At 49.3% G+C, this 24987-nt stretch carries 22 protein-coding genes, 1 tRNA gene and 1 other RNA gene; 8 read left to right on the plus strand and 16 right to left on the minus strand.

Annotated features, from left to right (window positions below):
* Positions 1 to 86: 86 nt before the first annotated feature.
* From BCT27_RS09185 to galK, 5 genes are all read right to left on the minus strand, one after another.
* The gene (locus tag BCT27_RS09185; RefSeq protein WP_102395626.1) at positions 87 to 1595 is read right to left on the minus strand and encodes a DUF3360 domain-containing protein; all 1509 of its coding nucleotides are present in this window, start codon (positions 1593 to 1595) and stop codon (positions 87 to 89) included.
* Positions 1596 to 2036: 441 nt separating this feature from the next.
* A non-coding RNA gene (locus BCT27_RS26040) (RtT sRNA) lies at positions 2037 to 2175 on the minus strand.
* A gap of 151 nt (positions 2176 to 2326) precedes the next feature.
* A tRNA-Ser gene (locus BCT27_RS09190) sits at positions 2327 to 2417 on the minus strand.
* Positions 2418 to 2525: 108 nt separating this feature from the next.
* A complete protein-coding gene (gene galM / locus BCT27_RS09195) occupies positions 2526 to 3584 on the minus strand; it encodes a galactose-1-epimerase (RefSeq protein WP_102395627.1) in 1059 nt (352 codons plus the stop codon).
* A complete protein-coding gene (gene galK, locus BCT27_RS09200; protein ID WP_102395628.1) occupies positions 3581 to 4780 on the minus strand; it encodes a galactokinase in 1200 nt (399 codons plus the stop codon). Before galK ends, galM begins: the two co-directional genes overlap by 4 nt.
* A 379-nt stretch (positions 4781 to 5159) precedes the next feature.
* On the opposite strand from galK, the gene BCT27_RS09205 reads away from it, so the two are divergent.
* Positions 5160 to 5522: a HopJ type III effector protein gene (locus BCT27_RS09205; RefSeq protein WP_102317699.1), complete on the plus strand. Its 363-nt coding sequence runs from the start codon at positions 5160 to 5162 to the stop codon at positions 5520 to 5522.
* A gap of 115 nt (positions 5523 to 5637) precedes the next feature.
* Here the strand turns inward: BCT27_RS09205 and BCT27_RS09210 are convergent, their stop codons facing one another.
* Together BCT27_RS09210 and rimJ are read right to left on the minus strand one after the other, a co-directional pair.
* On the minus strand, positions 5638 to 6225 hold the full coding sequence (locus BCT27_RS09210) for an HD domain-containing protein (RefSeq protein WP_198597542.1): 588 nt from the start codon (positions 6223 to 6225) through the stop codon (positions 5638 to 5640).
* Between the two features lie 16 nt (positions 6226 to 6241).
* Complete coding sequence (gene rimJ, locus BCT27_RS09215) at positions 6242 to 6829, minus strand: ribosomal protein S5-alanine N-acetyltransferase (protein ID WP_102395629.1); 588 nt, start codon at positions 6827 to 6829, stop codon at positions 6242 to 6244.
* A 29-nt stretch (positions 6830 to 6858) separates the two neighbouring features.
* Here rimJ and BCT27_RS09220 point away from each other — a divergent pair, with 29 nt between their 5' ends.
* Positions 6859 to 7338, plus strand: coding sequence for a methylated-DNA--[protein]-cysteine S-methyltransferase (locus BCT27_RS09220; RefSeq protein WP_102395630.1), 480 nt, complete (start codon positions 6859 to 6861; stop codon positions 7336 to 7338).
* 247 nt (positions 7339 to 7585) lie between these two features.
* Here BCT27_RS09220 and tyrR read toward each other — a convergent pair whose 3' ends face one another.
* The 6 genes from tyrR to pspA all read right to left on the minus strand — a co-directional run bounded on the left by tyrR (position 7586) and on the right by pspA (position 13416).
* Positions 7586 to 9124, minus strand: coding sequence for a transcriptional regulator TyrR (gene tyrR / locus BCT27_RS09225; RefSeq protein ID WP_102317703.1), 1539 nt, complete (start codon positions 9122 to 9124; stop codon positions 7586 to 7588).
* 379 nt (positions 9125 to 9503) lie between these two features.
* Complete coding sequence (locus BCT27_RS09230) at positions 9504 to 10529, minus strand: YcjF family protein (protein WP_102395631.1); 1026 nt, start codon at positions 10527 to 10529, stop codon at positions 9504 to 9506.
* A gap of 8 nt (positions 10530 to 10537) precedes the next feature.
* Positions 10538 to 11932, minus strand: coding sequence for a YcjX family GTP-binding protein (locus BCT27_RS09235; RefSeq protein WP_102317705.1), 1395 nt, complete (start codon positions 11930 to 11932; stop codon positions 10538 to 10540).
* Positions 11933 to 12108: 176 nt separating this feature from the next.
* Entirely contained in the window at positions 12109 to 12495 is a 387-nt protein-coding gene (gene pspC, locus BCT27_RS09240; RefSeq protein WP_017012187.1) for an envelope stress response membrane protein PspC, read from the minus strand.
* Positions 12495 to 12722, minus strand: a complete 228-nt coding sequence (gene pspB, locus BCT27_RS09245) for an envelope stress response membrane protein PspB (RefSeq protein WP_017012186.1) — start codon at positions 12720 to 12722, stop codon at positions 12495 to 12497. Before pspB ends, pspC begins: the two co-directional genes overlap by 1 nt.
* Positions 12723 to 12750: 28 nt before the next feature.
* On the minus strand, positions 12751 to 13416 hold the full coding sequence (gene pspA, locus BCT27_RS09250) for a phage shock protein PspA (RefSeq protein WP_017012185.1): 666 nt from the start codon (positions 13414 to 13416) through the stop codon (positions 12751 to 12753).
* Positions 13417 to 13602: 186 nt separating this feature from the next.
* On the opposite strand from pspA, the gene pspF reads away from it, so the two are divergent.
* The 6 genes from pspF (at position 13603) to BCT27_RS09280 (ending at position 19978) form a co-directional block, all read left to right on the plus strand.
* Positions 13603 to 14607 carry a phage shock protein operon transcriptional activator gene (pspF, locus tag BCT27_RS09255; protein WP_102317706.1) on the plus strand — a complete coding sequence of 335 codons (1005 nt, stop codon included), beginning with the start codon at positions 13603 to 13605 and terminating at the stop codon, positions 14605 to 14607.
* A 111-nt stretch (positions 14608 to 14718) separates the two neighbouring features.
* Positions 14719 to 16338: an ABC transporter substrate-binding protein SapA gene (sapA, locus tag BCT27_RS09260; RefSeq protein ID WP_017012183.1), complete on the plus strand. Its 1620-nt coding sequence runs from the start codon at positions 14719 to 14721 to the stop codon at positions 16336 to 16338.
* A 3-nt stretch (positions 16339 to 16341) separates the two neighbouring features.
* On the plus strand, positions 16342 to 17304 hold the full coding sequence (locus BCT27_RS09265; RefSeq protein WP_017012182.1) for an ABC transporter permease: 963 nt from the start codon (positions 16342 to 16344) through the stop codon (positions 17302 to 17304).
* Positions 17291 to 18178 carry a putrescine export ABC transporter permease SapC gene (sapC, locus tag BCT27_RS09270; protein ID WP_017012181.1) on the plus strand — a complete coding sequence of 296 codons (888 nt, stop codon included), beginning with the start codon at positions 17291 to 17293 and terminating at the stop codon, positions 18176 to 18178. The genes BCT27_RS09265 and sapC overlap by 14 nt, the downstream gene beginning before the upstream one ends.
* On the plus strand, positions 18178 to 19188 hold the full coding sequence (locus BCT27_RS09275) for a peptide ABC transporter ATP-binding protein (RefSeq protein WP_102317707.1): 1011 nt from the start codon (positions 18178 to 18180) through the stop codon (positions 19186 to 19188). The genes sapC and BCT27_RS09275 overlap by 1 nt, the downstream gene beginning before the upstream one ends.
* The gene (locus BCT27_RS09280) at positions 19172 to 19978 is read left to right on the plus strand and encodes a peptide ABC transporter ATP-binding protein (RefSeq protein WP_017012179.1); all 807 of its coding nucleotides are present in this window, start codon (positions 19172 to 19174) and stop codon (positions 19976 to 19978) included. Before BCT27_RS09275 ends, BCT27_RS09280 begins: the two co-directional genes overlap by 17 nt.
* Before the next feature lie 124 nt (positions 19979 to 20102).
* On the opposite strand, the gene BCT27_RS09285 is transcribed toward BCT27_RS09280, so the two are convergent.
* From BCT27_RS09285 to lapB, 3 genes are all read right to left on the minus strand, one after another.
* Complete coding sequence (locus tag BCT27_RS09285) at positions 20103 to 22874, minus strand: M16 family metallopeptidase (protein WP_102395632.1); 2772 nt, start codon at positions 22872 to 22874, stop codon at positions 20103 to 20105.
* Positions 22875 to 23113: 239 nt separating this feature from the next.
* Positions 23114 to 23809, minus strand: a complete 696-nt coding sequence (pyrF, locus tag BCT27_RS09290; protein ID WP_017009649.1) for an orotidine-5'-phosphate decarboxylase — start codon at positions 23807 to 23809, stop codon at positions 23114 to 23116.
* 6 nt (positions 23810 to 23815) lie between these two features.
* A complete protein-coding gene (gene lapB / locus BCT27_RS09295) occupies positions 23816 to 24985 on the minus strand; it encodes a lipopolysaccharide assembly protein LapB (RefSeq protein WP_102317709.1) in 1170 nt (389 codons plus the stop codon).
* Positions 24986 to 24987: the final 2 nt, after the last annotated feature.

Genomic DNA, 24987 nt, shown 5'->3' on the forward strand with positions numbered 1-24987 from the left:
CGCTTCGCTTGGCTGAACCCCCGATGCGCTATAAACGCAAACCAGTTTTCTATCCTGCTGCCAATTTAAAAGCGCTTATTCAAGGGTTAACGAAAGCTTGGGATAATCGCTGGTATCCCTGGAAGTAAACCCACCAATGCCATCACACTGCTTAGCACGATAAACATAATGCCAGGCAACACCCAACGGCTCATTTTACTCAGCTCACTACTGCGTTCTTTACAACCGACTAAGCCTAAGTTGTCCAACAGCATGGTGAGAGCCCAACCAAATGCAGGGTTAACGAGCGCTGAAGAAAAGACAACAATCGCTGCTGACTGTGTGGTTTTACCCTCACGCGTCATTTCCATTCCAGCTTCTAGCAAAGGCACAAATACCCCAACAATGAGCGCGACACAAAGCACAGGTTGCCAGATAGCTAAATCCATCGGGTAACCCCAAATAGCAGCGATGATACAGAACAGCGCCGTGAGCAACGCGCCAGCAGGAATAGGACGCTTAGCAATCGCTGCCGGTACGATATAAGTCCCCCATGAAGACGTAAAGTTTGTACCGCCAAGCAGTGAACCGAACGTTTGACGAATGGAAGCTGTGGTCATGGTGTCGTCGATGTTCATGTGTACTTTTTCGGTACGTTTTGGGTAGCTGATTTTTTGAAATACTTGATGCCCTAAGAAATCTGGCGACCACATCGCCACAGCTAGAATCGCAAACGGTAACACCACCATGAAATGTTCAAGCGTCGGTAGGCCTAGCATCCAGCCTGTATCTTCTCCCCACCAATACATTGGGTTCATGTTGGGTAAACCGGGTTCGGTTTGGAAAGAGAACGGCGCACCCATGGCGAAAGCTAACGTACCACCCAGCAAGCAACTAAGAGGGACGGCTAGCCAACGTTTACGGAAATGTTCCAATAACGCATACAGAATAATGGTGCAAAAGATCACGACAAAAGCGATGTGGCTCATTCCGATGCCCTCAGCCCAAGCGAACAGCTTTTTCACTTGAGAAGCGGTTCCAACAAAGCCAAGGTAGAGCAGTAGACCGCCACACACGCCTTTACTGGTGAGGTTTGCCAACATGCTGCCACCTTTACTGATGGCTAAGAGTAAGCCAAAAGCGCCAATCAGCAAGCCAAACGCCATTGGGTGTCCGCCTGCTGCAACGACGATAGGTATTAAAGGGATGAGTGGGCCGTGTGTACCCGCGAGGTTCGCGGTCGGCAATAGAAAGCCTGAGAAAAGAATGATGAAAACAGAGGCGATGAGTAGTTCATAACGCACATTTTCTAAAACAAAGCCTTCATTCAGCCCTAGCGCTCCGGCAAACGTTGCTGCAATGGCACCCACCATAACGACTTTACCAATGGTCGCTGCCATCGCTGGAATGGTGTCTTCTATCTCGAATCGATAATCTTTAAACGGCAAATTAGGACGCCAGCGTTTAGGCGCCATGATTTGTAACTCATGTTCTAGATACTGTTCGCGGGAATCAAATTCCGATCTCGGTTTATGTTGTTGTTCATAAGTGAGTGCATCCTCATTGGCTTGAGGCTTATCTTTTGGTATGTGTGCGGACTCTAACGTAGTGCTCATTATGATTCCTTTCGTTCACACTCTAAGGTGTGTTTTTCCAACCAGCGTTGTTTACTCACCAAACGAAGATTAAGCGAGCAGTTGTCTATTTCTTTTCTGCCACAAGAACTCGATGACGGATTTTTATGAACCTTTGGAATGTAGTTGCTAGTACCTTATACCAAACGAAAAAACACAAATAGTCTCAGACAGTTAGACATTAGTCGTAAGGTACGACTAATGTCTAACTGTCCTGAATTGAGGCAGATTCCAGACACGAAAAAGCCCGCTCGCTCCTGTTAATAAGAGCTCGCGGGCTTAATCTCATTTCGCGAAGTTAGATCGAGGTATAGAGGGATTTTCAAATCCCTGCCTGAAATCACCATCGCCAGAATGCAAAAAGGCCGCTGTCTCTTTTATATAAGAACAGCGGCCTTTTCAATTTGGCGGAGCCAAGAGAAAAACGAAAGCGGGATTTACTTGGTCACTTCGTTCCCTTGCCCTTCGGGCCGTTGCCTTTTCCGACTGCGTCGGGGCAACGTTGTCTCGCTTCGCTCGGCTGAACCCTGACTAGGGTTCTGCATCCCTATCTAAGAGGTTTACTCCAGATACGAAAAAGCCCGCTCAATGAGCGGGCTTAATCTAATTTTGCGGAGCCAGATCGAGGTATAGAGGGATTTTCAAATCCCTGCCTGAAATCACCATCGCTGAAATGCAAAAAGGCCGCTGTAAGAACAGCGGCCTTTTCAATTTGGCGGAGAAATAGGGATTTGAACCCTAGGAGGGCTATAAACCCTCGCCGGTTTTCAAGACCGGTGCTTTAAACCACTCAGCCATCTCTCCGTGGTTGCGGCGAATATTATAGTCCTCTCGGGGGGCTGTAAACCCTTTTTTCCCTAAATTCGTTCGTTCGCGCACTTTCTCAGCAATCTGGTGATAATCACATCAACACTACCCCATGATCGTAAATTTATACGTGGTCTCATGGTTGTAAGGCGCGTTCTTCGGCAGCACGGAATTGGGAAAACTTGGCTGATTTGGTGAATCTGGCAAATAACCTGTCTCGAGTGCCACGCCGCTGTGTTTTTTGTATAGGCCTGAACGGGAGGGTTCGCCCGCTAAGTAATTGCCGGTGTACACCTGCAAACCGGGTTTGGTGGTGAACACTTCCATCATCAGTTTACGATCAGGTGAAATGAGTGATGCAGCCACTTCTCTCGCGTCTGCTGTCTCGTCATTCAGTAGATAAGCATGATCATACCCTTCGGCAATGCGTTGGGTTGGGCTTTGCATGAGATCTCGGCCAATGACTTTGCTCACGCGAAAATCCATGTCATCGCCATCAACCGCAATCAAGGTGCCTGTGGGGATCAGGTTTTCATCCACATCAACATAATGGTCGGCATTGAGTCGAAGCCGGTGTGAGAGGCAATCTTCATCGGTGCCTGAAAGGTTGAAATAGGCGTGATTGGTGAGGTTCACTGGGCTAGCTTTGTCACAACCGCCTTGGTAACGAATGGTTACGGCGTTGTCATCGTTCAGCGTGTAAGTCACCGACAATTTGAGTGTGCCAGGAAAGCCTTGGTCGCCATCTGGCGAGATGAGCGAGAAGGTGACGGAGTTATGGCTGAGGGATTCTGCATGCCAGCGCTGTTTATCAAAGCCGGCTTCCCCGCCGTGTAAGGTGTTCCCTGCTTGGTTGCTTGAAAGGGAATAGGTTTCCCCATCAAGCGAGAACTGCGCCTTGGAAATCCGGTTTGCGTACCGCCCTACCGTCGCGCCAAAGTAAGCGGTTTGTTTTGCGTAATCTTCGGCGCTTGAGCACCCTAGTATCACGTCTCGTTTGGTGGCATTGACAGGGACAAGACAACTTACCCATGTTGCGCCGATATCCATAAGGGCAATAGACATGCCGTTGGCATTGGTCAGTTCATACAGATTCGGAGACTCTCCATCCGAGGGGGTGTGGGTGTGAACGCCTTGTATTGGTTCTTTTTCGTGTGTTGTCATAGTGCATCCTCCTTGAGCACAATCACTTCTGCGCCATTCTCAGCACTACATACATAAATGTCGGCCACGAGGCCTGATGTGAGATCGTATTGTTTCACAATAGCATCGGTCACCGATTGAATTTGAGCAACAGGCACCAGCGCAACGACACAGCCGCCAAAGCCGCCGCCCGTCATCCTTACGCCACCTTCATTACCGATCACACTAGACACGATATCGACGATTGCATCGATCTCTGGCACGGTGATTTCAAAATCATCGCGCATCGATCGGTGAGATTCCGCCATTAAGGTGGAAAGGGTTGTCCAATCGCCACGTTCGAACGCATCGGCTGCGGCCAAGGTGCGGGCATTTTCGGTGACAACATGTTTGGCACGCTTCGCGATGACGGTATTAAGCTCATGTTTCTGCGCTTCAAACGTTTCAACAGACACGTCTCGAAGCGCTTTCACGCCGAAGAAATCTGCGGCGGCTTCGCATTGTTCTCGGCGGCTATTGTATTCACTGTCCACCAAACCACGTTGCTTGTTCGAGTTAATGATCATGACTGCCATGTCGCTGTTTAAGCTGACAGGCTTCGTTTCTAACGATCGGCAATCTATCAGCAATGCATGTCCCGGCTCGCCAAGCGCGGAAATCAGCTGATCCATTATCCCGCAGTTGCAGCCGACAAAATAGTTCTCTGCCGCTTGCCCCACCAGCGCGATGTCTTGCAGTGATATATCAGAAGCCGCATCTTGGCTTAAGTGCGACAACGCCAACCCAACGGCGACTTCCAGCGACGCCGAAGAGCTCAGCCCCGCCTCTTGTGGGACGTTACCTGTGATGACAATGTCTGCGCCGGTCAGCGTTAATCCATGTTTGATTAAGTGCACCGCCACACCGCGCACGTAATTCGTCCACTGCGCCTCTTGGTTGTGAGCGATGACGTCATTGAGGGAGAAGGTGTCTTCCGCGTTGTCGTAGTCGGCTGCGATAACACGCACGATGCCGTCTGTACGCGCTCGGCCTGCAATGATTGTTTGGTAGTTGATAGCGCAAGGCAGCACAAAGCCGTCGTTGTAGTCGGTGTGCTCTCCAATGAGATTAACGCGGCCTGGCGCTCTGAATAAATGCGTAGGAGCAAAACCGAAATGGTGCTCGAACGTCGATTGTACAAACTGGCGCTGTTGTTGATTGCGCTGCTGATCCGTCATTTTCACCTCAACAAAAAATCACTCCCTGTACCTAACGCGCCACCACGGTGTCATGGATTGCTTTGACAATAAAATCAATCGACTACTGAGAGAATACCCAAGGTGAGCTGCCGCTCCCTTGCTCAAGAATGCGTTGTCATAAAATCACCGTCAGTGACCTAAAGTACACGAGAAAAATGTAAACGTTTCCAATTGTTATGATAATTGTAGACAGTGAATCAAAGAACAACCTGCTAGACGGTAAAAGAGATGCAATAAATCGCGTTGGTTGAGTAAAGCTTTGCAGAGCCCCACGAGATTCAAGATTGGCACTTCACTTTGGCGCGTCATCCTGATACAAGGGGGAGAAATGGACGCGACACATCGAAACAGGAACAGAATGCAACTCAACGACTTTCTCGCAAAACTGGCGAATACCCCTGCGCTTATTGAATTTGAAGACACCATGCGTGTTATCGATGGGCAATACGATTTCTCGCCTACACGCTTTACCAATGGCGATCTCGTTAACAAAGCGGGGCAAAATTCAGGATCATGCAAAATATTGTCGTTTGGTCAGTTGCATGAGTTAGAAGAAAGCGCGGTGCTTGCGTGTTTCGGGGGTTACTACCGCGATGATGTACTTTGTCATCCATCAGGGAATGACCATCAGAACATCCGCAACTTTATGGTGTCGGGCTGGAAAGGTGTTCAGTTTGATCGCCCTGCGTTAACACCCAAAGCAACGGTGTCTTCCAGTTAAGCGACGTTCAACCAACAAGCATAAGAAAAGGGAGCGTGATGATCACATCACGCTCCCTTTTTCGTTTCTGGTTTCATTTCTGGCGTCAAAGCGCTGCCGACTTTTCAGCAAAAGACTACTGCTTTAACCAGCCCTTGTCTGCGGCGTCTTTCAACATGGTTTGGGTATAGTCCCACAGCGTTGTCGAGCCTTTTTCAATTTTGCTGTTCACGGTAAGTGCTTGCTCTAAAGAGATGCCGTGTTCCCTCCAGCTTTGTCCGTTGGTATTGACGTTCAATAGCATGGGCATAAGCCTATCTAACGCTTTGCCGAACTGTGCTTCTGGCGATTGCGCGGCTTCAAATTCATGCCATAACGCAAGCAACTCATCGCCTTGGTCACTCGGCAACATACCGAACAAACGCGCTGCGGCTTTCTTTTCATTTTCTTCCTGAGACTTTGCGGCCTCTAGGTCGTAAACAAAGGTATCGCCCGCATCAATTTCCACCACATCGTGAATAAGCAGCATTTTCACGACTTTGGCGATATCGACAGGTTCATTCGCGTGCTCTTCGAGCAAGAGCGCCATGAGTGCGACTTGCCAACTGTGCTCGGCGGAATTTTCTAAACGTGCATTGTCGGATTTAATACGCGTTCTTCGCAGCACGGCTTTGAGTTTGTCGATTTCAATCAGCAGTGCGAGCTGTTTTTCCAGCCGTGACAGTGACGTTTCAGACACCTTATTCATTGATAGCTGCCACCCAATTTGGATTAATCAGTGATGTCAGTGTGTGGTCTTCCCACTGCCCATTGATCAAGAGGTAGTCTTTCGCGTGCCCTTCTTCTTGGAAGCCTGCCGCTTTTAATACCGCTTCACTGCGTGTATTTCGTGGCATGTAAGAGGCCATGATGCGGTGCATGTTGAGGTTATCGAACAGCCATTGGTTCGTTAAGTTGAGCGCACGTCGCATGAATCCTTTGCCTTGTGCGGCTTCTGCGAGGGAGTAACCCACATTACAGGCGTGAAAAGGAAACTGCATGATGTTGTTGTAGGTGATCACGCCCGCTATCTCATCGGTGTCTTTTTCGAAGATCAGGAAATAGTAGGCCAAACCGTGACGTTGAAGCTCCACCAACTGGATAACACGTCGCTCCCACCCCTCGAAAGTGAAGAATCCTTCAGGGCGAAGTGGCTCCCAAGATGTCAAATAAGTGCGATTTAATTGGAAATAGCGAACAATTCGAGCGACATCTGCCTTCTGTATTGCACGTACGACAAGATTATCCACACTCAAACACGGGAAAGGGTTTATAATTTCGACAGTCAACTTGCCTCCAGTCTAAATGCAGCATGCCTATGTTCTATGATAGTTTTGAAACAGATTTGGGAAAAGTACACCTTCTGGCCGATGATACTGGCCTTCGACAATTGACGTTATGCTTAAGGCATCCTTTTGAGCATAGCCGTGATTGGCATCACTCTCCGGCGCAACTTTCGGGGTATCGCACCCAGCTTATCGAGTTTATCTCTGGTGAGCGGACATCGTTTGATTTGCCCCTCGCCCCCGAAGGCACCGAATTCCAACACAAGGTTTGGCAGCAACTTCGCAGCATTCCTTATGGCGAAACCCGCACTTACGGTCAAATCGCTAACGAAATTGGAAATCCTCAAGCCTGTCGCGCTGTCGGCATGGCGAATAACGTTAACCCGATTCCCTTCATCATTCCTTGCCACCGCGTTATCGGCAGCAAAGGTGAATTAACAGGTTACCGTTACGGCCTTGAGATCAAACAAAAACTGCTCGATATTGAGGGTTGCCCGATTGTAACGGAGTAGTCTGTTCTCGCTTTACTTATACCCAAGCAACCTGACGTGCAGACTGCTTAGGTGTAGACCGATCATAAAGATATAGACCGATCAGAGAGATACGCTGATCAAAAAAGGTGGCAGAAATTCTGTCACCTTTTTTCGTTTGGTTGCTTACTGTAACTTGGGTTGCTCAGGGTAAATTGGGTTGCTCGCCCTAAGCGGATTTAGCAGATTTAGCGCTTACACGCTCCCATTCAGATAAACAGAACCCACACTACTTTTTGCCGATGCTGTATTCACGCAGTTTGTTGGCAATCGCGGTATGCGACACACTCAAACGTTTAGCCAGCTTACGCGTTGACGGATAGCTGCGGTACAAGTTGCTCAAAATGCCGGACTCGTAGCGCTTCATGATGTCATCCAACGAACCGTCCATAGACTCTTCGGTTAAGAAGGCGCTTTGTTCGGTTTCTGGCAGCTGAATGTCTTCTTTGGTTAATGTGCCATCTTCAATTTGCGTGACCGCGCGGAAAAGCACGTTACGCAATTGGCGAATGTTACCGGGCCATGAGTATTGCGACAGAAAATCTGGCACACCGGATTGCAATGCTGGGCGCTCTTGACCTAACTCGGCAGAGAACTGGTTCAAGAACAGTTCCGCCAACGGTTGCACATCCGATGGACGCTCACGTAGCGGTGGCACCGTGAGTGACAACACGTTCAAACGGTAATACAAATCTTCCCTGAACTGCCCTGCTGTGACCAACTCTGACAAGTTCTTCTGCGTTGAACAGATAACGCGAACATCCACTTTAACTTCGTGTTCTTCGCCCACGCGACGGAAGGTTCCGTCTTGCATGAAACGCAGTAATTTGATTTGCAGATGCGGGCTCATTTCACCCACTTCGTACAAGAATACTGTGCCGCCATCCGCTTGTTCGAACTGGCCTTTCTTGCCTTCGCGTTCAGGGCCAGGCGCGCAACCAAACAATTCGGTTTCTGCCGCATCGTCTGGCATGGACACACAGTTCACTAACAAGAACGGGTGCTCTGCGCGGTGCGAGCGTTGATGACATGCTTTCGCGAGCAGTTCTTTACCCGTGCCTGTTTCACCTTGGATCAGCAATGGCGCATCAAGTAGTGCAAATTTTTTCGCTTGATTGACCAAGGCGCGAAATTTGCTGGATTGACCCACAAGGTGCTCAAAACCGTGCTCGCCCGGCGTGCGGTACAAGGTGGTTGGCAGGTGATTCATCGACACTTGTTTTAGCTGCACCACAGCACTGGCTAACACATCATTGTCTTCACTGTCGGTAACATACACGGGCATCACTTCCATCAAGTAATCAATGCCTGTTAACACCACCTGTCGACACACTTGGCTGGCTTTTTCTCGCTCTAACCAATGTGCAAAATTGAAATCGGGGAACAACACATTGGCCGATTCACCAATGAGGTTTTCATGGTGCGACCCCATTAGCCTAAAAGCAGATTTGTTGGCCATGTCCACTTTCCCCGTAAGATTCAGGGAAAAGACGGGATCGCTCAGGGTTTCTAGCAATGCACGCAGCTCGCGATGTTCGCGCTCTGCGGGTAGGAATTGGATTTTTCGTACGTCTGTGACGCCGCTAATAAGGCGGATTTCAGACATAAGTTGCCTGAATTCATCGAACTCTACTTCGGGGCAATTAAGGTAAATAATGCCGACTTGATCGATTTCAATACCACGGAGGTCGATACTGCGTCTTGCGAGAATGTCGAGAAGTTCGCGGGTTAATCCAAGTCGATCTTCACAATAGACCTGTAATCTCACGTTGATGTCCTACTTGAAAGTCGAAACACACTGTATGTGTTACTTCTGCGTTCCGACATGTTGATCAGGAAAGAAGCTCGCACTTTCTGGCACGTACATTTTTTGCGCAAATTAGCGCATGTAAAAAGTGTCAGGAAATGTTGACAGTTTCAGAAGTTTGCGCCCGAACACTGTATGAGTCAAGCGATGTGCTAGAAAACGTGAGAAAGAAATTTACATGAGGGGAAGGAATGCCTTTTTCGCTGCAAACGCTGACGAAAAAGCGTGCTTTGGCGCGCACTAAGCGAGAGGCGAGAAAAGGATTCGAAGGGAAAGCGGGAAAGCAAAGAGGGCCGAAGCCCTGCCTGTTTACGTTCACTGTTTGCGTTCGCTGTTTACATTAACCGTTTGATGAACTGCCTTTCGGTGTCAGCTTGCCAAGCAGTTGACGACGCATGTCTGACAGCTTAGGGGCTGGCGCACTCAAGTAAGGCAGCGGGCGCATCAGTGCCATCGCTTTATAACCCAAACGTGCGGTGAGCAGACCGACACCCAAGCCTTGCGCAACCCGCCCTGACAATCGACCCGCAAGATCAACCGAAAGCAAATCCGCACCAACATCCGTTAACGCTTCACTTGCGCCCGCAAAGGCCATGTTTGCGAGCACCAAACGCAGCAAGCGAATGCGAGACCAGTAACCCAACTCAACACCGTAAATGGTCGCCACTTGTTCCAACAAACGGAAGTTACGCCACGCCACCAGCAGCATGTCAGCCAGCGCTAACGGGCTCATGGCAACCATGACAGCGGCTTCGCTGGCGTATTTGGTGACCATTTTTTTCGCGGCGACATCTTGTTCTGTCACGACCATGCTGTCGTAAAGCTCAAAGACTTCTTTGTCATTGTGGGTCGCGGCGAGGGAATTCTGCCAACGATCAAACCCTGCGGTCAGTTCGCCATGGCCTTGATGCGCCAGCTTTTCACAAACGGCTTTCGCTTTCCCAATGCCATCTGCATCGATGATCGCTTGAACAGTGTCGCGCTCATCTTGGCGGCCCTTTAAGCGACGAAGCGCGAGAAATTCTTTTCCGAGCGCAGACACGCCCAGCACGGCAAGGCCCGCAACAAAGCCGCTCCAACCGACGGCAAGCCAATCGGCAGTTTGGACTGCGGTGACCACGTTATCAACGGTTTGCCAACCCACCAACGCCAAGCCAGCAGCAGCCAATGCACGCAAGCCCCAGCGCTTTTTACGCGGTGCTAACGTGGCTTCAAGTGCTTGTTCAGCGTCGCTGTCTTCGTTCACGGTTGTGATGGCGAAATTCGTCGCGTCATGATCGAATTGTTGCTGAGCCGTTAACTCTGGCGAAACATCGGCGTCGTCTTTAGGCTCATCAAACACAATCGCTTTTTTATATTCAGTCATGTCTTACCTTATCTGAGCTTGTCGCCCAGCAAATATTGCAGCGCTTTATCAACACGAATGTGGGGTAAAGGTTCATCCACATCTGACGGCATCGGGCGGAATTGGCGAAACTCAAAATGGTTGTTTTGCCAGAACGCATCCCCCGGTAACCGTGCAGGCACATCGCCTGGGTACATCAGCATCGGCTCACCGTTTTCTAACGTGCCTCGCAGTGCTGAAAGGGTGTCGCCTTTATGGTCAACCATGCCAGGTTCAGTGGCTTGAATGGAGGCGAGACTAACGCATTCCATATCAATGCCTTCAAACGCCGCAGATTGCCACGCTTCATGAATCAATTGTTGTAACAAGGACACCAAGTTCGGGTGCTGCTCGGGCGTGACGTGGTCTGCCTTTGTCGCGGCAAACAAAATCTTATCAATGCGCGGCGAGAACAAACGGCGGAGCAAACCGCTCTTGCCGTAACGAAAACTCTGCATCAATTGTTCGAGCGCCAAACGCATATCGTTGAACGACTCAGGCCCTGCATTTAGGGGTTGCAAGGTATCCACCAGCACGATTTGGCGATCCACTTTCGAAAAGTGGTCTTTGTAAAAGCCTTTCACAATGTGCTGGCAGTAATAGTCGTAACGCTGCTTCAAAATGGCGTAGTTACTGTTCGGCGATGCCGACGCCAATTGGCTCTCGCTGTATTGCCCATTGGCCAATGGGAAGAATTGCAGCACTGGTGCACCGGCGTATTCACCCGGTAACACAAACCGACCAGGTTGCACCCAATGTAAACCCGCTTCATCTTTGCAGGCATGCAAGTACGAGGTATAGCCTTCTGATAACGCCGCAATGCGCTGTTCATCGGCTTCTGCCAATGGGTCAAATGCATCCAGCGCTTGAAGCCAATCATCAGCCAGTGCTTTGCGTTTCCCTTTCAAAATGGCGGCTTGCTTACGCGACCACTCATCAAAGCTCATGCTCAACAACGGCAAATCCAACAACCACTCGCCGGGGTAATCCACCACGTCGAGGTATAAGGTGGCGGTTTCTTGCAACAGCTTCATGGCGCCTTTTTTCGGGCGATAGCGAATCGCTAAGCGAATTTCACTCACGTCTCGGGTTGGCGAAGGCCACGTCGGCGGCTGAGAACGCAATGACTGAATGCCGATGTCGTAATCAAACGCAGGAATATGAAGCTGAGTTTGCTGAACGCGGCGCGCACCCAAGACTTGCCCATCTCTGACAGGCTGAAAAAGCGGCATTCTTGGGTTTGTCGCGCTATGAAGAAGCTGGTTAATCATCGACGTAATAAACGCCGTTTTACCCGCCCTTGAAAGGCCAGTAACAGCAAGACGAACATGGCGATCTAAGCCACGGTTAACCCATTTGTTAACCTGATTTTTAACGGATTTCATTAAAAGCAATGACTCCTAATAAACACATACCCAAATCACTTCTGTGTGAAAACATCTTCAGCCCAACAAGGCTCACGGAAGAGTTTACGCCGAAAGAGGAAACCAAACCGAGAAACATGATAAGAAGAAATTTGGGTATGTCCCCCGCATGATGCGGGGGAATGAGAGGAATGTGCTTATAGCTGTTTAAACTTACGGTTTAAGTCAAACTCTGACGACGTTACATACGCCTCCATTTTTGCCACATCTTGCTCCATCTCTTTCATTTCACTGTCGATATCAACCAACAAATCGTTCGCTGTTTTACCGCGTTGCCAAGGTTTTTGCTTTACTTGGTGATCACGCATGTGTTGCGTTTGCTGCACTTCTTCCGGTGGCATTTTTTCGAGTATCAGCATTGCTGCGAGATACGCCACCAACACAAAGAAGCCCATGCCGATAAGAAATGCTGTCACGGTGAGTATCCTCACTAACCATATTTCAACACCAAAGTAATCGGCGACGCCTGCACAAACACCGCCGATTTTCCCGTTTACGGGGTCACGATACAGCGTTTTGCTCATTATTTGTGTCTCCAGTTTGGCGCTTCTTCATCAAGAATGCGCTCTAGGGAATGGATACGGTCTTGCAGTGACTCTGCGCGATCTGCCAACGCTTGTAACTGTGCGAATTCATCACCACTCAAACCCTGACCAACCTGACGCTTACTGCGATAATGGAGCCATAGCCAGATGGGTGCAACGAATACCAGAAACACCACCAGTGGGATTGATAGAAACGCCATTGACATGCTTTTCTCCTTACCTAAGCAGGTATAATTATTCTTTGTCTTTCAGCTCTGCTTTCATGCGAGCCAGTTCTTTTTCAATGTCGTCTTGCGCTTGAAGGTCGGCGAACTCGTCTTCTAAACGCTTGCCTTTACCTATGCTGAGGCTGTCGGCTTCTGCTTCAAGCTCATCAATGCGGCGCTCGTACTGTTCGAATTTTGCCATTGCTTCATCAGTGCGGCCAGTGTCCAATTGACGGCGAACATCAAGACGATTACCCGCTGCTTCACGACGCATCACCAAGGCTTTTTGACGCGCACGGGTTTCTGTCAGTTTGGTCTCCAGCTCCGCCACTTCGTTTCCGAGTTTTCCAATGGTTTCTTCAACCAAGTTGTACTCTTCTTTTAGCGTCAGCAAAATATCATGCACTTTTTGCTTTTCAATCAATGCTGCGCGCGCCAAGTCTTCACGAGATTTCTGCAGTGCCAGTGTCGCCTTCTCTTGCCAGTCGTGCATTTGACGTTCAATGCTATCGACTTTACGCGCTAGCTCTTTTTTGTCAGCAAGAGCACGTGCTGATGAAGTACGCACTTCAACCAAGGTGTCTTCCATTTCCTGAATAATCAGGCGAACCATTTTTTGTGGATCTTCTGCTTTATCAAGCAGTGAGTTTACGTTTGCATTCACGATATCTGCAAAGCGAGAAAAAATACCCATTGTGATGCTCCTTTTACAATCGCGCTGAGTGCGCTATCAGGTGACGAGGTAATCCTCATATGTCATACCTATATCAAAGTGCGTGCCAACTTTTATAAATCATAAATATCATACACTTAACATCTTATGTGCATTTTATGCCAATCCGCGTATGATGAAATAAACTAACAGTTGGTAAATTTAACCATGCAAAAGCCTGACAACCTGATTGGTGAATCCGACCACTTCCTTTCTGTGCTCGATCACGTCTCCCGCATTGCGCCTCTCAACCGCCCTCTCTTGATTTTGGGTGAACGAGGCACGGGTAAAGAGCTTATCGCGAAACGCCTGCACTATTTGTCACGTCGTTGGGATGGCCCCTTGGTGAGCTTAAACTGTGCTGCGCTCAGTGATGGGTTGATTGATTCAGAATTGTTCGGCCATGAAGCGGGATCGTTCAGTGGCGCAAAAGGCCGTCATAAAGGGCGCTTTGAGCGTGCGGAAGGCGGCACTTTGTTTTTGGATGAGCTGGCAACCTCCCCGCTCGGCGTGCAAGAAAAATTACTGCGCGTGATTGAATACGGCGAGTACGAACGCGTGGGCGGCAGCGACATTCTCAATGCCGATGTCAGGCTGATCTGCGCCACCAATGAAGATTTGCCGCGCTTGGCCGAAGAAGGAAAGTTTCGCGCTGATTTACTCGACCGCTTGGCGTTTGACGTGATTCACCTTCCGCCTTTGCGTGAGCGCCATGGCGATATTTCGCTGCTGGCGGAGTATTACGCGCTGAAAATGTGCCGTGAACTGGGTTACGGCTACTTTGCGGGCTTTACCAAAGAGGCAGAAAACACCTTAAACACGTATCACTGGCCGGGTAACGTGCGTGAGCTAAAAAACGTGGTCGAACGGGCGATTTATCGCCATGACGATGAAAATTCTCCGGTTGATACCATTCACTTAGACCCCTTCATCGCGCCTTGGCAGACCCTTGTTGTGGATGAGAAAGAGGCTTCTTCACCTGCCTTTTCGCTGCCAATGGATTTGCGCCAATGGCAACAGGCGCAAGAAAAAGAAATTGTTGAATTTGCGATGATACAAGCCAAGTACAACCAAAGACGCGCCGCAGAGCAACTCGGGTTAAGCTACCATCAAGTAAGGGGATTATTGCGAAAGTACAATCTGGTTGGCGATGAAAAAGATGAATCTGAATAGAATCGCCGCCATATGTCCTGATTTTTAACCGATATTCATACGGCTACTTGGTGACAAGCGCGCTAAAGTGGTAAATTGTCTCACTTAACTTTATTACGTATTCATTGGCTTATGAGAGCACTAAGCCGCTTGCTATTGGCAAGCGTAACCATTCTCCTTTTGGCAGGATGCGAAGATCCGTTCTCAGACAATTCAGTTCGCAACCGCGGCTTTATTTACTGTGGTCCGGGTCAACCCAACACATTCAACCCACAGTTGACCGATGGTGGGCTGACAGCGGATGCACTTTCAAGTCAGATATTTGACCGTCTGCTGCAGCTTGATCCGAAAACGTATCAACCTGTGCCTATGCTTGCGCAAAGCTGGACGGTGAGTCCTGACGGCAAGGAATACACCTTCTCGCTACGTCGCAGTGCGAAATTCCAAGTCACGGACTGGTTCATTCCCCATCGCGGTGTGAATGCAGAAGACGTGGTGTTCAGTTTCAATCGTTTGATTGACTCGGATCACCCGTTCCACGAGGTGTCAGGCGGTGAATACCCGTGGTTCGACAGTATGGATTTTTCCGGCCTAGTCGAACGGGTTGAAGCCCTCGATGATTACACTGTTAAGTTCACCCTCTCTCGCCCTGATGTGTCGTTCCTTTCTACGCTAGCCACCACTTACGCTGTTGTGCATTCTGCGGAATACGCTGAAAAATTGCGCCGCGAAGATACTCTTTCGCGCATCGACACACACCCTGTTGGTTCTGGTGCCTTCTACCTTGATGAATACAAGCCTCAGCAAATCATTCGCTTGAAACGCCATTGGGGTTACTGGAACGGCGCAGCCCCCATGGAACAGGTGGTGTATGACGTAAGTATTCGCGGAACGGGTACATTGGCAAAATTGGTCACACGTGAGTGTGATGTACTGTCATCCCCCATCGCCAGCCAGCTTTCTGTTATCGAAAAAGATCCTGATTTTATTCTCTCTTCACAAACCGGCATGAACGTGGCGTTTCTGTCGCTCAATACGCGACACCCTGCGCTGTCTGAGCTTGAAGTCAGACAAGCCATTAGCTTGGCAATCAATCGTGAAGCGCTGATCCAATCTGTATATTACGGCACAGGCACGCCAGCAACGGGCATGCTGCCACCCATGTCTTGGGCGTATAACGAGAAGACACAAACCTATTTCGACCCTCAACTCGCCATTGGTTTAATGGCAAAAGCAGGGTATCGCCATGGCTTTAGTGTGAACCTTCTTGTGCCGCTCACCCCAAAACCTTACAACCCGAGTCCGCGCAAAACCGCTGAGTTGATTCAATCGAATTTGAAGGCCATTGGCATCACGGTGAAGCTGATTGCTCAAGAAGACGTCAACCGCAAGCAATTAAGGGAAGATTTAGACAGTTTAGATATGGTGCTAACGGGCTGGATTGCCGATAATGGCGACCCTGATAACTTTCTACGTCCACTACTTACATGCAACGCTAAATTTACCGGATGGAATTTATCGAACTGGTGTAACCGCTATTTTGACCGTTTCCTCGACGCTGCCATTGCAACTGATGTGCGCGCCGACCGTCGCGATCTTTATCTGCAAGCGCAAGGGATTTTGCGCGAACGTATGCCAATTATCCCTCTTGCCCACGGTGTTCATTATCAAGCGAGAAACGCCACACTGCAGGGTATTACGCTTAGTCCTTTCGGAGATAAATCTTTTGCAAACGTGTCTAGGAGCCGCTGATCTATGTTGATCTATGCTTTGCGTCGGCTCAATCTATTCATCATCACGTTGCTGATCCTCACCTTGATTGGCTACAACATTTTACGACTCGACCCTTCTTCCATTTTTAACCAGCAAGAATTCTGGGTCGGCTGGATGCATTATTTGAAACAACTTTTACAAGGTGATTTGGGGGTTGCAGCGAATGGCACACCGATCACTGAGTCACTGGCGCGGGTATTCCCAGCGACATTGGAGTTGTGCTTTTTTGCGTTCCTGTTAGCGCTGATCATTGGCATTCCTTTAGGAACACTTGCAGGCATTCGCCGTGGTTCACCCGCTGACATCGCCATTTCATCAATCACCTTATTGACGTTCTCCATCCCTATTTTCTGGATGGCGATTTTGATGATCATGGTGTTTTCGCTTTACTTGGGTTGGCTGCCGGTGTCCGGTCGTTACAACCTGCTCTTCGAAATCCCTCAAGTCACCGGGTTTGCCTTGGTGGATGTGTTGATGTCGAACCACCCTCAACGCTCGCAGGCACTCGAAGACATTATTCGTCACTTGATTATGCCAACCTTGGTACTTGCGGTTGCGCCTACCACGGAAATCATCACCTTGTTGCGTGATTCAGTGTCTGACGTGATGGGGCAAAACTACATCAAGGCGGCGGCAACGAAAGGCTTGTCTAAATCAGAAATCGTGATGCGCCATGTGTTGAAAAATGCCCTGCCCCCCATCATCCCTAAATTTGGTATTCAGATTTCCACCATGATGACATTCGCCATTATCACGGAATCCATCTTTAACTGGCCAGGCATTGGCACTTGGCTGCTTGATGCATTGAGTTTCCAAGATTACGTCGCAGTTCAAGCTGGCGTACTCACCGTAGGTAGCATCGTATTGCTTGCCAATATTTTCTCCGATTTAGCCGGCGCTGCGATCAGCCCACTGGCAAGGAAGGAATGGTATGCCCTCAAATAGTGTTTACCTAGAGCAGCACATTCCCAATCAGTTTGAACGCTGTTGGTATGCGTTTCGTGAAAATACCCTCGCCGTATTTGGTTTGTGGTGTTTATGTTTGCTTATCCTTATTACGATTTTCGCCCCATGGATTTCGCCTTACGGCCCTCAGTACCAAACGGCTCAGCTTTTGCTGCCACCGTCTTGGGATAATTTGGGTTCGGTCGATTACTTCCTTGGGACTGATGACCTGACCCGAGACATGTTGTCTCGCTTGATTGCCGGTTCGCGATTAACCTTTGGCTACGCCATCTCTGTTGCCTTAGCCGCAGGTATCATCGGGGTCTTTATTGGTATTTTGGCGGGGATGACATCGGGTTTGAAATCCAGCCTCCTAAACCACTTACTTGATACTGTGCTGTCCATCCCGTCTTTGCTACTCGCCATTATCATGGTGGCGTTTTACGGCCCCGGTGAAACTAGCATTCTGTTGGCGGTTTGGTTGGCGTTGATCCCACGTTTTATCCGCTCGGTGTATACCGCTGTTCACGCGGAAATGGAAAAAGAATACATCTTGTCGTCCCGTCTCGATGGGGCTAACAGTTTCTATTTGCTATATCACTCGGTGCTGCCGAACATCTTCGTCACGCTCAGCACTGAGCTGACACGTGCGATTTCAGTGGCTATTTTGGATATCGCTGCTCTCGGCTTTTTGGGGTTGGGCGCGCAAGCACCGTCACCAGAATGGGGCACCATGTTGGGCGATTCCATTGAACTCGTCTTCACCGCACCGTGGACCGTGACCTTACCGGGCTTGGCTATCATGATGAGTGTCTTGGTCGTTAACCTCGTCGGCGATGGGCTGACTCAAGCGATTAACTCGGGGACTGAATAATGCCGTTGTTAGATATTCGACACCTGACCATTGAAATCGACACGCCTCAAGGGCCAGTTAAAGCCGTCGATCGTATGAGTTTGACGATCAACGATGGTGAAATTCGTGGTCTTGTGGGTGAATCCGGTTCCGGAAAGAGTTTGGTGGCAAAAGCCATTTGTGGCGTGACCAAAGATAATTGGCGCATCAGTGCTGACCGTTTGCGTCTGGGTAACATCGATTTGCTCTCTCTGCCTGCGCGCGATCGCCGACATGTGGTTGGTAAAGACATTGCGATGATCTTCCAAGAACCATCGACCTGTCTCGACCCTTCGGAGGCCGTGGGCTATCAGCTTGAAGAAGCCATTCCACCGAGCTCATTCAGTGGCAGTTGGTGGCAGCGTTTGAATTGGCGTAAGCAGCAATCCATTGCCTTGCTCCACAAAGTGGGTATCAAAGACCACAAGCGCATCATGAACAGCTATCCGTATGAGCTAACCGACGGAGAGTGTCAAAAGGTCATGATTGCCATGGCGATTGCTAACCGCCCTCGCCTTTTGATTGCCGATGAACCCACCAACGATTTGGACCCCATTACGCAGGCCCAGATTTTCCGTTTGTTGAGTCGAACCAATCAGCTTTCAAACACCACGATTTTGCTGATCAGCCATGACTTAACCACTGTCACCCAATGGGCTGACCGTATTACCGTCATGTATTGTGGGCAATCGGTGGAATCAGCTAGCCGAAAACAGATTCTTCAATCGCCACACCACCCGTATACCGATGCTTTGTTACGCGCAATGCCTGATTTCAGTAAAGACATCCCTCACAAGAGCAAACTGGAAGCGCTACCCGGTGCAATTCCACCGCTTCAACACTTACCGATTGGTTGCCGTTTAGGCCCGCGTTGCCCGTATGCGCAACGTAAATGTGTTGAAGTACCACGCACGCGAAAAGTGAAGAACCACAAATTTGCCTGCCATTTCCCTCTCAATATGGAAGTCAAAAAGCATGACCGCACTGCTTGAAGTTGATGGCTTGTGTAAGAACTATCAGTACCGCACAGGCTTGTTTACCAAACGCGTGATTGAGGCGGTAAAACCCGTGTCTTTCTCGTTGGATGCGGGTCAGACATTGGCAATCATTGGCGAAAATGGCTCGGGAAAATCGACGCTGGCAAAAATGCTCGCGGGCGTTGTTGATCCCTCGGGTGGTGAAATCCGTGTGAATGGCGAAATCATGCAACCCAACGACTACAAAACGCGTTGTAAGTTGATCCGCATGATTTTTCAAGATCCAAACACCTCACTCAACCCACGTAATCAGATCGGCCAGATCTTAGAAAGCCCGTTAAAACGAAACACGAACATGACACCGCAAGAGCGAGAGCGACGCGTATCAGACACGCTTCGCCAAGTGGGTTTGCTGCCCGAGCATGCGTATTTCTATCCGCAGATGCTTGCGACGGGCCAGAAACAGCGTGTATCACTCGCACGAGCGATTATTCTTCAACCCTGCGTATTGGTTGCCGATGAAGCTTTGAACGGCTTGGACATGTCCATGCGTTCGCAAATACTCAACCTTCTGATTGAGCTTCAAGAGTTGATGGGCCTGTCTTACGTGTATGTGTCTCAACACATGGGTGTGGTAAAGCACATGGCTGATAAGGTCATGGTGATGCAAAACGGCGAAGTGGTTGAAGTCGGTGCAACGGAAGAGGTGTTCTCCGCCCCTAAACACGCACTGACGCAACGCTTGATTGAAAGCCATTTCACGGCGCCATCACTGGATAGACGTTCTCGCTACAACGCGGTTTAAGCTGTTAGCTGTTAGCTGTTAAGCTTAAATATGAAAGCTTCAAGGTAAAACGCCCCGCAAATTGCGGGGCGTTTTTCGCTTTAACAGCCTAGCTAACAGGCCAATACTTTAAGTGCTCGATGCCTTACTCTGGCAACGCCACACCTTCCGGCATGTTGTAGGCCCTTACGACCTTACTCTGTTTGCCAAAGATGAGCTTCGCACGATCTGAGATCTCTTCCGGTGAAATACCGTCAATGGTCTTATTCACATCAAGCAGTGCATCCACGCCCCATCCATTGAAGAGATAACGACTAAAGGTATTCGCTTGGTGATGGGCATTTTCATCTAAGCCTTGAAGCGCTTCTCTTAACTGTGTCGATGCCACATTTGCTTCATCGTCGCTTACGCCCTGAGCCATGTCTTGAACAACACCTTCAAAGAGGTCGTTCGCTTGTTTGGCTTCACGCGGGTTCACCGATGCAGCAAACGCCCACCCCGTGTACTTTTCATTATCAATCGATAACTCAAACGACCCTGGCGAATACGACAAAGAGGCTTGCTCGCGCACGCTGTTCAGTACTTTTCGGGTGGCAATACGGCTAAGGATGTCATCAATGAACACAACCTCAGCACTTTGATCGTTTTCCACCTCAGACAACACATACAGTGCAGACAGCCCCTTGCCCTTTTCTTCCTCAGAAACGCCAAGCACATCAGACAACACTGGCGACCAAGTATCCGGTTGAATGTTCTTTTCTGATACAGAAGGCTCCGCAAACACGATTCCCCCTAGATTTTTCGCCACGACACGTTTTAAGCGGTTCGGGGACAGGTTACCTACGATGTATACCTTGGTGTTTCTCGCCTTGCTGAAATACACATCGTGCACGGCGGATATATCCGCAAGCGACGTAGCATCAATGTCTTCTACCGTCGATAAACGGTACGCAGGGTTGTCGTCTCTCAGTTTACTGAAGACGGCATCGTCATACTTTCCATTGATGGATGCATGGAAGTTCTTGAAGTCTTCACTCACCTTCTGCTTGGACAGCGCCAACCCTTCCTCCGTAAACGCAGGGCTTTGAATGAGGTGATGAACAAGCGCTAATGCATCGTCCATGTAGTAGCGGTTGGTATCAATGTGCATGGCGTGTCGTGTTGGCGTAATCTCAGGCCAAATCGCGGTACTGCGCTCATTGAGATAACGCGAGATACCTTGCGCATCCTGTCCTGCAAAACCAGACAAGAAGAGTGCATCCGGCATCAAGAAACTTGCTGCCACCAACGGTTCAGGAAGCAGAGCACGACCGCCCTTATCACCGACAACAATACGCACTTGTTCTTTAGCTTTCGGGTTTTGTTGATACCACACCTCGACGCCATTGCTTAATGTCCACACATTGAGCGTCTCGGTTTTCTTCTGCTCAGAAACCACCGTCCCTTTATGTGTTACCCCGGCCAACAAGGTATTACCGCCACGAGAACCTCGCTTCTTTCCTTGCTCCATGAGACGTGTATGCGCGTCGACAAGCAGGTGTTCAACCTGTGCTTCTTGCTCATCGTCTAACCAAAAACCAAACACCACGGGCTCACTCGACAGCATGGTTTCAAGGTGATCGCTCACACCGTCACGATTAAGTGTTCTTGACCATGCGAGACGTAATGACAAGAGATCTTCCTTACCAATGGAAGGCTCTCCACGCATTAACGCCCACGTGAAGTTGCTAATACGATCTTTAGGCAACAAGTTATCGTCATACTGTTGATAGTATTTTCGCGAATCGTCATACCAGCGAAGGTTACCGACCGCTTTTTCGTCTACGCCACGATCACGCATGCTGGCGAGTATCTTAGCAATCTCGGTTTGCGCTTCTGCACGACGTTCAGCAGGAAATAACCCACGGACCACGAGGAAATCACGCTCTCCCGCGCTCGTAATTCCCACCTCGACACTGTTCGGCTTACCCGTAATGCTCAACAGTTCATCCGATAAACGCTCACGAATCAAATACGCCGTGCCTTCGTTGGTCCATTGAGTAAAGAGCTGCCCTTTGTTTTCCGTCGCCGTCGGTCCTAAATCATAGGTAAAACTGACGGAAGCCCCTTCAGTAGACAATGCTGGGTACAACACGGTTTCAGGAAGCGGGGCTGGGATGACGTAGGTTTCTGGCGCAAGAGTGTCCCCTCGCTGCCATGCCCCAAATTCACGTTGAATGTGCGCTTCAATCTCTTCAACGGCAACATCACCCACGACAACAAGGTGCGCTAGCTGCGGCTGATACCAAGTTTGGTAAAATTGACGAAGAGAAGCGTCCGTCGCGCTTTCTATGCTTGGAATGGTGCCGAGAGGATCACGCGCTGCAAGTTGAGATTGCTCAACTGCCTTCTCGTACATATAGGTGTAAGCAGATTTGTTCTCACTTCGGGAGTCACGCCATTCACCAAGAATGACCCCTTTTTCTTTCTCAACTTCATTCGCGTCAAGGTTCAATCCATTTGCAATGTCGTTGAACCAATTAAAGGCTTTGTCGAGGTGAGCATTATTGGGAAGGTCGAGAACATACACCGTGTTTTTCTCGCTGGTGTAGGCATTCACATCAGGGCCAAAGGTTGCACCAATACTCCGCATGTAATCGAGAATACCATTCTGTTCAAAGTGCTCAGATCCGTTGAACGCCATGTGCTCAACAAAGTGCGCATACCCCAGCTGCGTCTCTGTTTCTTGCAGGCTGCCCGCTTCAAATACAAATCGGAGAGAGACGGGTGTGTGTTTGTCTGACGCGTAAATATGGTAAGTCAGACCGTTTTCTAGTTCCCCTCTCACCCATTCAGGATCTGCGTCCAGCTTGCTGCTCGACGTACTTTGACACCCAATCAGGAGAAACAGGGTAACCAACGCAACGAATAACTTCATCACTACCTCCTTGTAAAATAGGGATTAATAGTAATTCACATCCTGAATACAAACGAGCACCAACCATTAACACCCACCGAGCATTCAATATGTTGCGAGAGAATTCACATCAAAGATGTAGTTTGGCTCTTCTAGCATCCACACAATGGCACTGCGTGTTCAAACGATGAATGCCTTTGAATTTCAGAAACAAAAAAGCCGCTCATTGAGCGGCCTTAAGATAAACGTATGGGGTTTGCTTACGCCAGTGAGGCGTTAATTTCAGTCAGAACAGCCATAGGGTCGGCCGCTTGTGTAATTGGACGACCAATCACAAGGTAATCTGAACCCGCTGCCACGGCTTCAACCGGAGTCATGATACGGCGTTGGTCACCAGCGTCACTGCCTGCAGGGCGAATACCTGGAGTAACAAGTTTGAAATCACTCCCTAGTGACGTTTTTAACATGCTCGACTCGTGAGCTGAGCATACAACGCCATCCAGTCCGCTGTTACGGGTAAGGGTTGCCAAAGACATCACATGATCTTGTGGTGCACGGGCAATACCCACGCCTTCAAGGTCACTTTGTTCCATGCTGGTCAGCACGGTAACACCGATCAGTAGAGGTTTGTCTTTACCATAAGGTTCCAGCGCTTCACGCGCCGCAACCATCATGCGTTCGCCGCCCGTTGCGTGAACGTTCACCATCCATACGCCAAGTTCTGCCGCTGCCGCAACAGCACGTGCACAGGTGTTTGGAATATCATGAAACTTAAGGTCAAGAAACACAGTATGGCCACGCGCGTGTAACTGACGCACATAGTCAGGACCATATAGGGTAAACATCTCTTTACCCACTTTCAGATGACAACTACCCGGCTCGATGCGATCAACAAAGGCTAACGCTTGATCAATGTTTGGGTAATCCAATGCAACTATTACTTTAGGGTCCTGCATTCTTGCTTATTCTCCGTCTAGCCCTCTGATAGGCTTAATTGAGCCCCACCCTTTGCACGAAGGGCAGTGCCAGTATAACGAGTGTGTTGAAAAGCCACATTTACGACAACGGTAATGCGGTTTGATTTTTAATTGTTCTTCTACAAGGTGTTTTAGCGTGTTCAAGCTGGCTTTTGCGCGCCCTTCTTCGGCTTGCTCGACATGAAGCTCCATCAATTTGTGGAAGCCTTTCATTGTTGGGTTTCGCGTGAGTTGTCGAGTCAGGAAGGTTTGCGCCATGGCGGCACTTTCGTGGGAGTTAATGATATCAGACATCATTAATTCAGCAGACACACCGGTGTTCTTTTCGATGCAATGCTTGAGGAAACGGACCAAGGCCATTTCTTTGTCCATTTCTTGATAGCAGTCTTCAAGCATAGGAAGTGCTTCGCTGACAAAATCAGGGTCTTGGTCGAGGACAGACTCCAGGGATTTCGCCGCACTTTTGTAATCGTCGTTATCAATGTCGATGCTAGCCAGCATCAAAGACGCACGTACACAGGTTTTATCAATCGATAATGCTCTTCGCAGCAATTGCCTTACGGCCTTTTCGTCGCTGTCTGCCTTCGATTGCATGGCAAGTTCACAATAGAAGTGCGAGATGTCTCGCTTGAGCTTGCTCTTGCCGCCTTTCACCAAACGACTGGCAATGTCGATGGCTTTTTCCCACTCTCGGGTTTGCTGATAAATGGCGAGCAATTGTTGCAATGCAAACTCACGATAATCGGGTTCATCAATGAGTTGATGGAAGATTTTTTCTGCGCGGTCAAAGAAACCAGCGACCATGTAATCTTTCGCGAGTTGCTGTAAAGCAAGGTTGCGTTGGTCGAGCGTTAGATTGGGTCGAGCTATAAGGTTTTGGTGGATGCGAATCGCACGATCGACTTCCCCGCGAGAACGAAATAAGTTCCCGAGCGCTAAATGGGTATCAATCGTCTCGTTATCGACTTGGAGCAGCTCAATGAAGAGGTCAACCGCCTTATCAGACTGATCAGATAAGAGAAGGTTTAAACCCGCTACATATTGACGTGATAGGTGGTGAGACTGATCCTGACGACGATGACGAGCATTCCTATTACCCATATACCAACCGTAACCGGCGGCAATTGGCAGCAATAGAAACAACAGCTCAAGCATTT

It is taken from the genome of Enterovibrio norvegicus (genome assembly GCF_002876705.1).
Taxonomy (GTDB): Bacteria; Pseudomonadota; Gammaproteobacteria; order Enterobacterales; family Vibrionaceae; genus Enterovibrio; species Enterovibrio norvegicus_B.

What these genes read in the sequence shown, in the direction of transcription:
- BCT27_RS09185 (WP_102395626.1), bottom strand. Translation starts at nt 1,595, where the DNA reads ATGAGCACTACGTTAGAGTCCGCACACATACCAAAAGATAAGCCTCAA.
- galM (WP_102395627.1), bottom strand. Translation starts at nt 3,584, where the DNA reads ATGACAACACACGAAAAAGAACCAATACAAGGCGTTCACACCCACACC.
- galK (WP_102395628.1), bottom strand. Translation starts at nt 4,780, where the DNA reads ATGACGGATCAGCAGCGCAATCAACAACAGCGCCAGTTTGTACAATCG.
- BCT27_RS09205 (WP_102317699.1), top strand. Translation starts at nt 5,160, where the DNA reads ATGCAACTCAACGACTTTCTCGCAAAACTGGCGAATACCCCTGCGCTT.
- BCT27_RS09220 (WP_102395630.1), top strand. Translation starts at nt 6,859, where the DNA reads ATGTTCTATGATAGTTTTGAAACAGATTTGGGAAAAGTACACCTTCTG.
- BCT27_RS09230 (WP_102395631.1), bottom strand. Translation starts at nt 10,529, where the DNA reads ATGACTGAATATAAAAAAGCGATTGTGTTTGATGAGCCTAAAGACGAC.
- BCT27_RS09235 (WP_102317705.1), bottom strand. Translation starts at nt 11,932, where the DNA reads ATGAAATCCGTTAAAAATCAGGTTAACAAATGGGTTAACCGTGGCTTA.
- pspC (WP_017012187.1), bottom strand. Translation starts at nt 12,495, where the DNA reads ATGAGCAAAACGCTGTATCGTGACCCCGTAAACGGGAAAATCGGCGGT.
- pspB (WP_017012186.1), bottom strand. Translation starts at nt 12,722, where the DNA reads ATGTCAATGGCGTTTCTATCAATCCCACTGGTGGTGTTTCTGGTATTC.
- pspA (WP_017012185.1), bottom strand. Translation starts at nt 13,416, where the DNA reads ATGGGTATTTTTTCTCGCTTTGCAGATATCGTGAATGCAAACGTAAAC.
- pspF (WP_102317706.1), top strand. Translation starts at nt 13,603, where the DNA reads ATGCAAAAGCCTGACAACCTGATTGGTGAATCCGACCACTTCCTTTCT.
- sapA (WP_017012183.1), top strand. Translation starts at nt 14,719, where the DNA reads ATGAGAGCACTAAGCCGCTTGCTATTGGCAAGCGTAACCATTCTCCTT.
- BCT27_RS09265 (WP_017012182.1), top strand. Translation starts at nt 16,342, where the DNA reads ATGTTGATCTATGCTTTGCGTCGGCTCAATCTATTCATCATCACGTTG.
- sapC (WP_017012181.1), top strand. Translation starts at nt 17,291, where the DNA reads ATGCCCTCAAATAGTGTTTACCTAGAGCAGCACATTCCCAATCAGTTT.
- BCT27_RS09275 (WP_102317707.1), top strand. Translation starts at nt 18,178, where the DNA reads ATGCCGTTGTTAGATATTCGACACCTGACCATTGAAATCGACACGCCT.
- BCT27_RS09280 (WP_017012179.1), top strand. Translation starts at nt 19,172, where the DNA reads ATGACCGCACTGCTTGAAGTTGATGGCTTGTGTAAGAACTATCAGTAC.
- BCT27_RS09285 (WP_102395632.1), bottom strand. Translation starts at nt 22,874, where the DNA reads ATGAAGTTATTCGTTGCGTTGGTTACCCTGTTTCTCCTGATTGGGTGT.
- pyrF (WP_017009649.1), bottom strand. Translation starts at nt 23,809, where the DNA reads ATGCAGGACCCTAAAGTAATAGTTGCATTGGATTACCCAAACATTGAT.
- lapB (WP_102317709.1), bottom strand. Translation starts at nt 24,985, where the DNA reads ATGCTTGAGCTGTTGTTTCTATTGCTGCCAATTGCCGCCGGTTACGGT.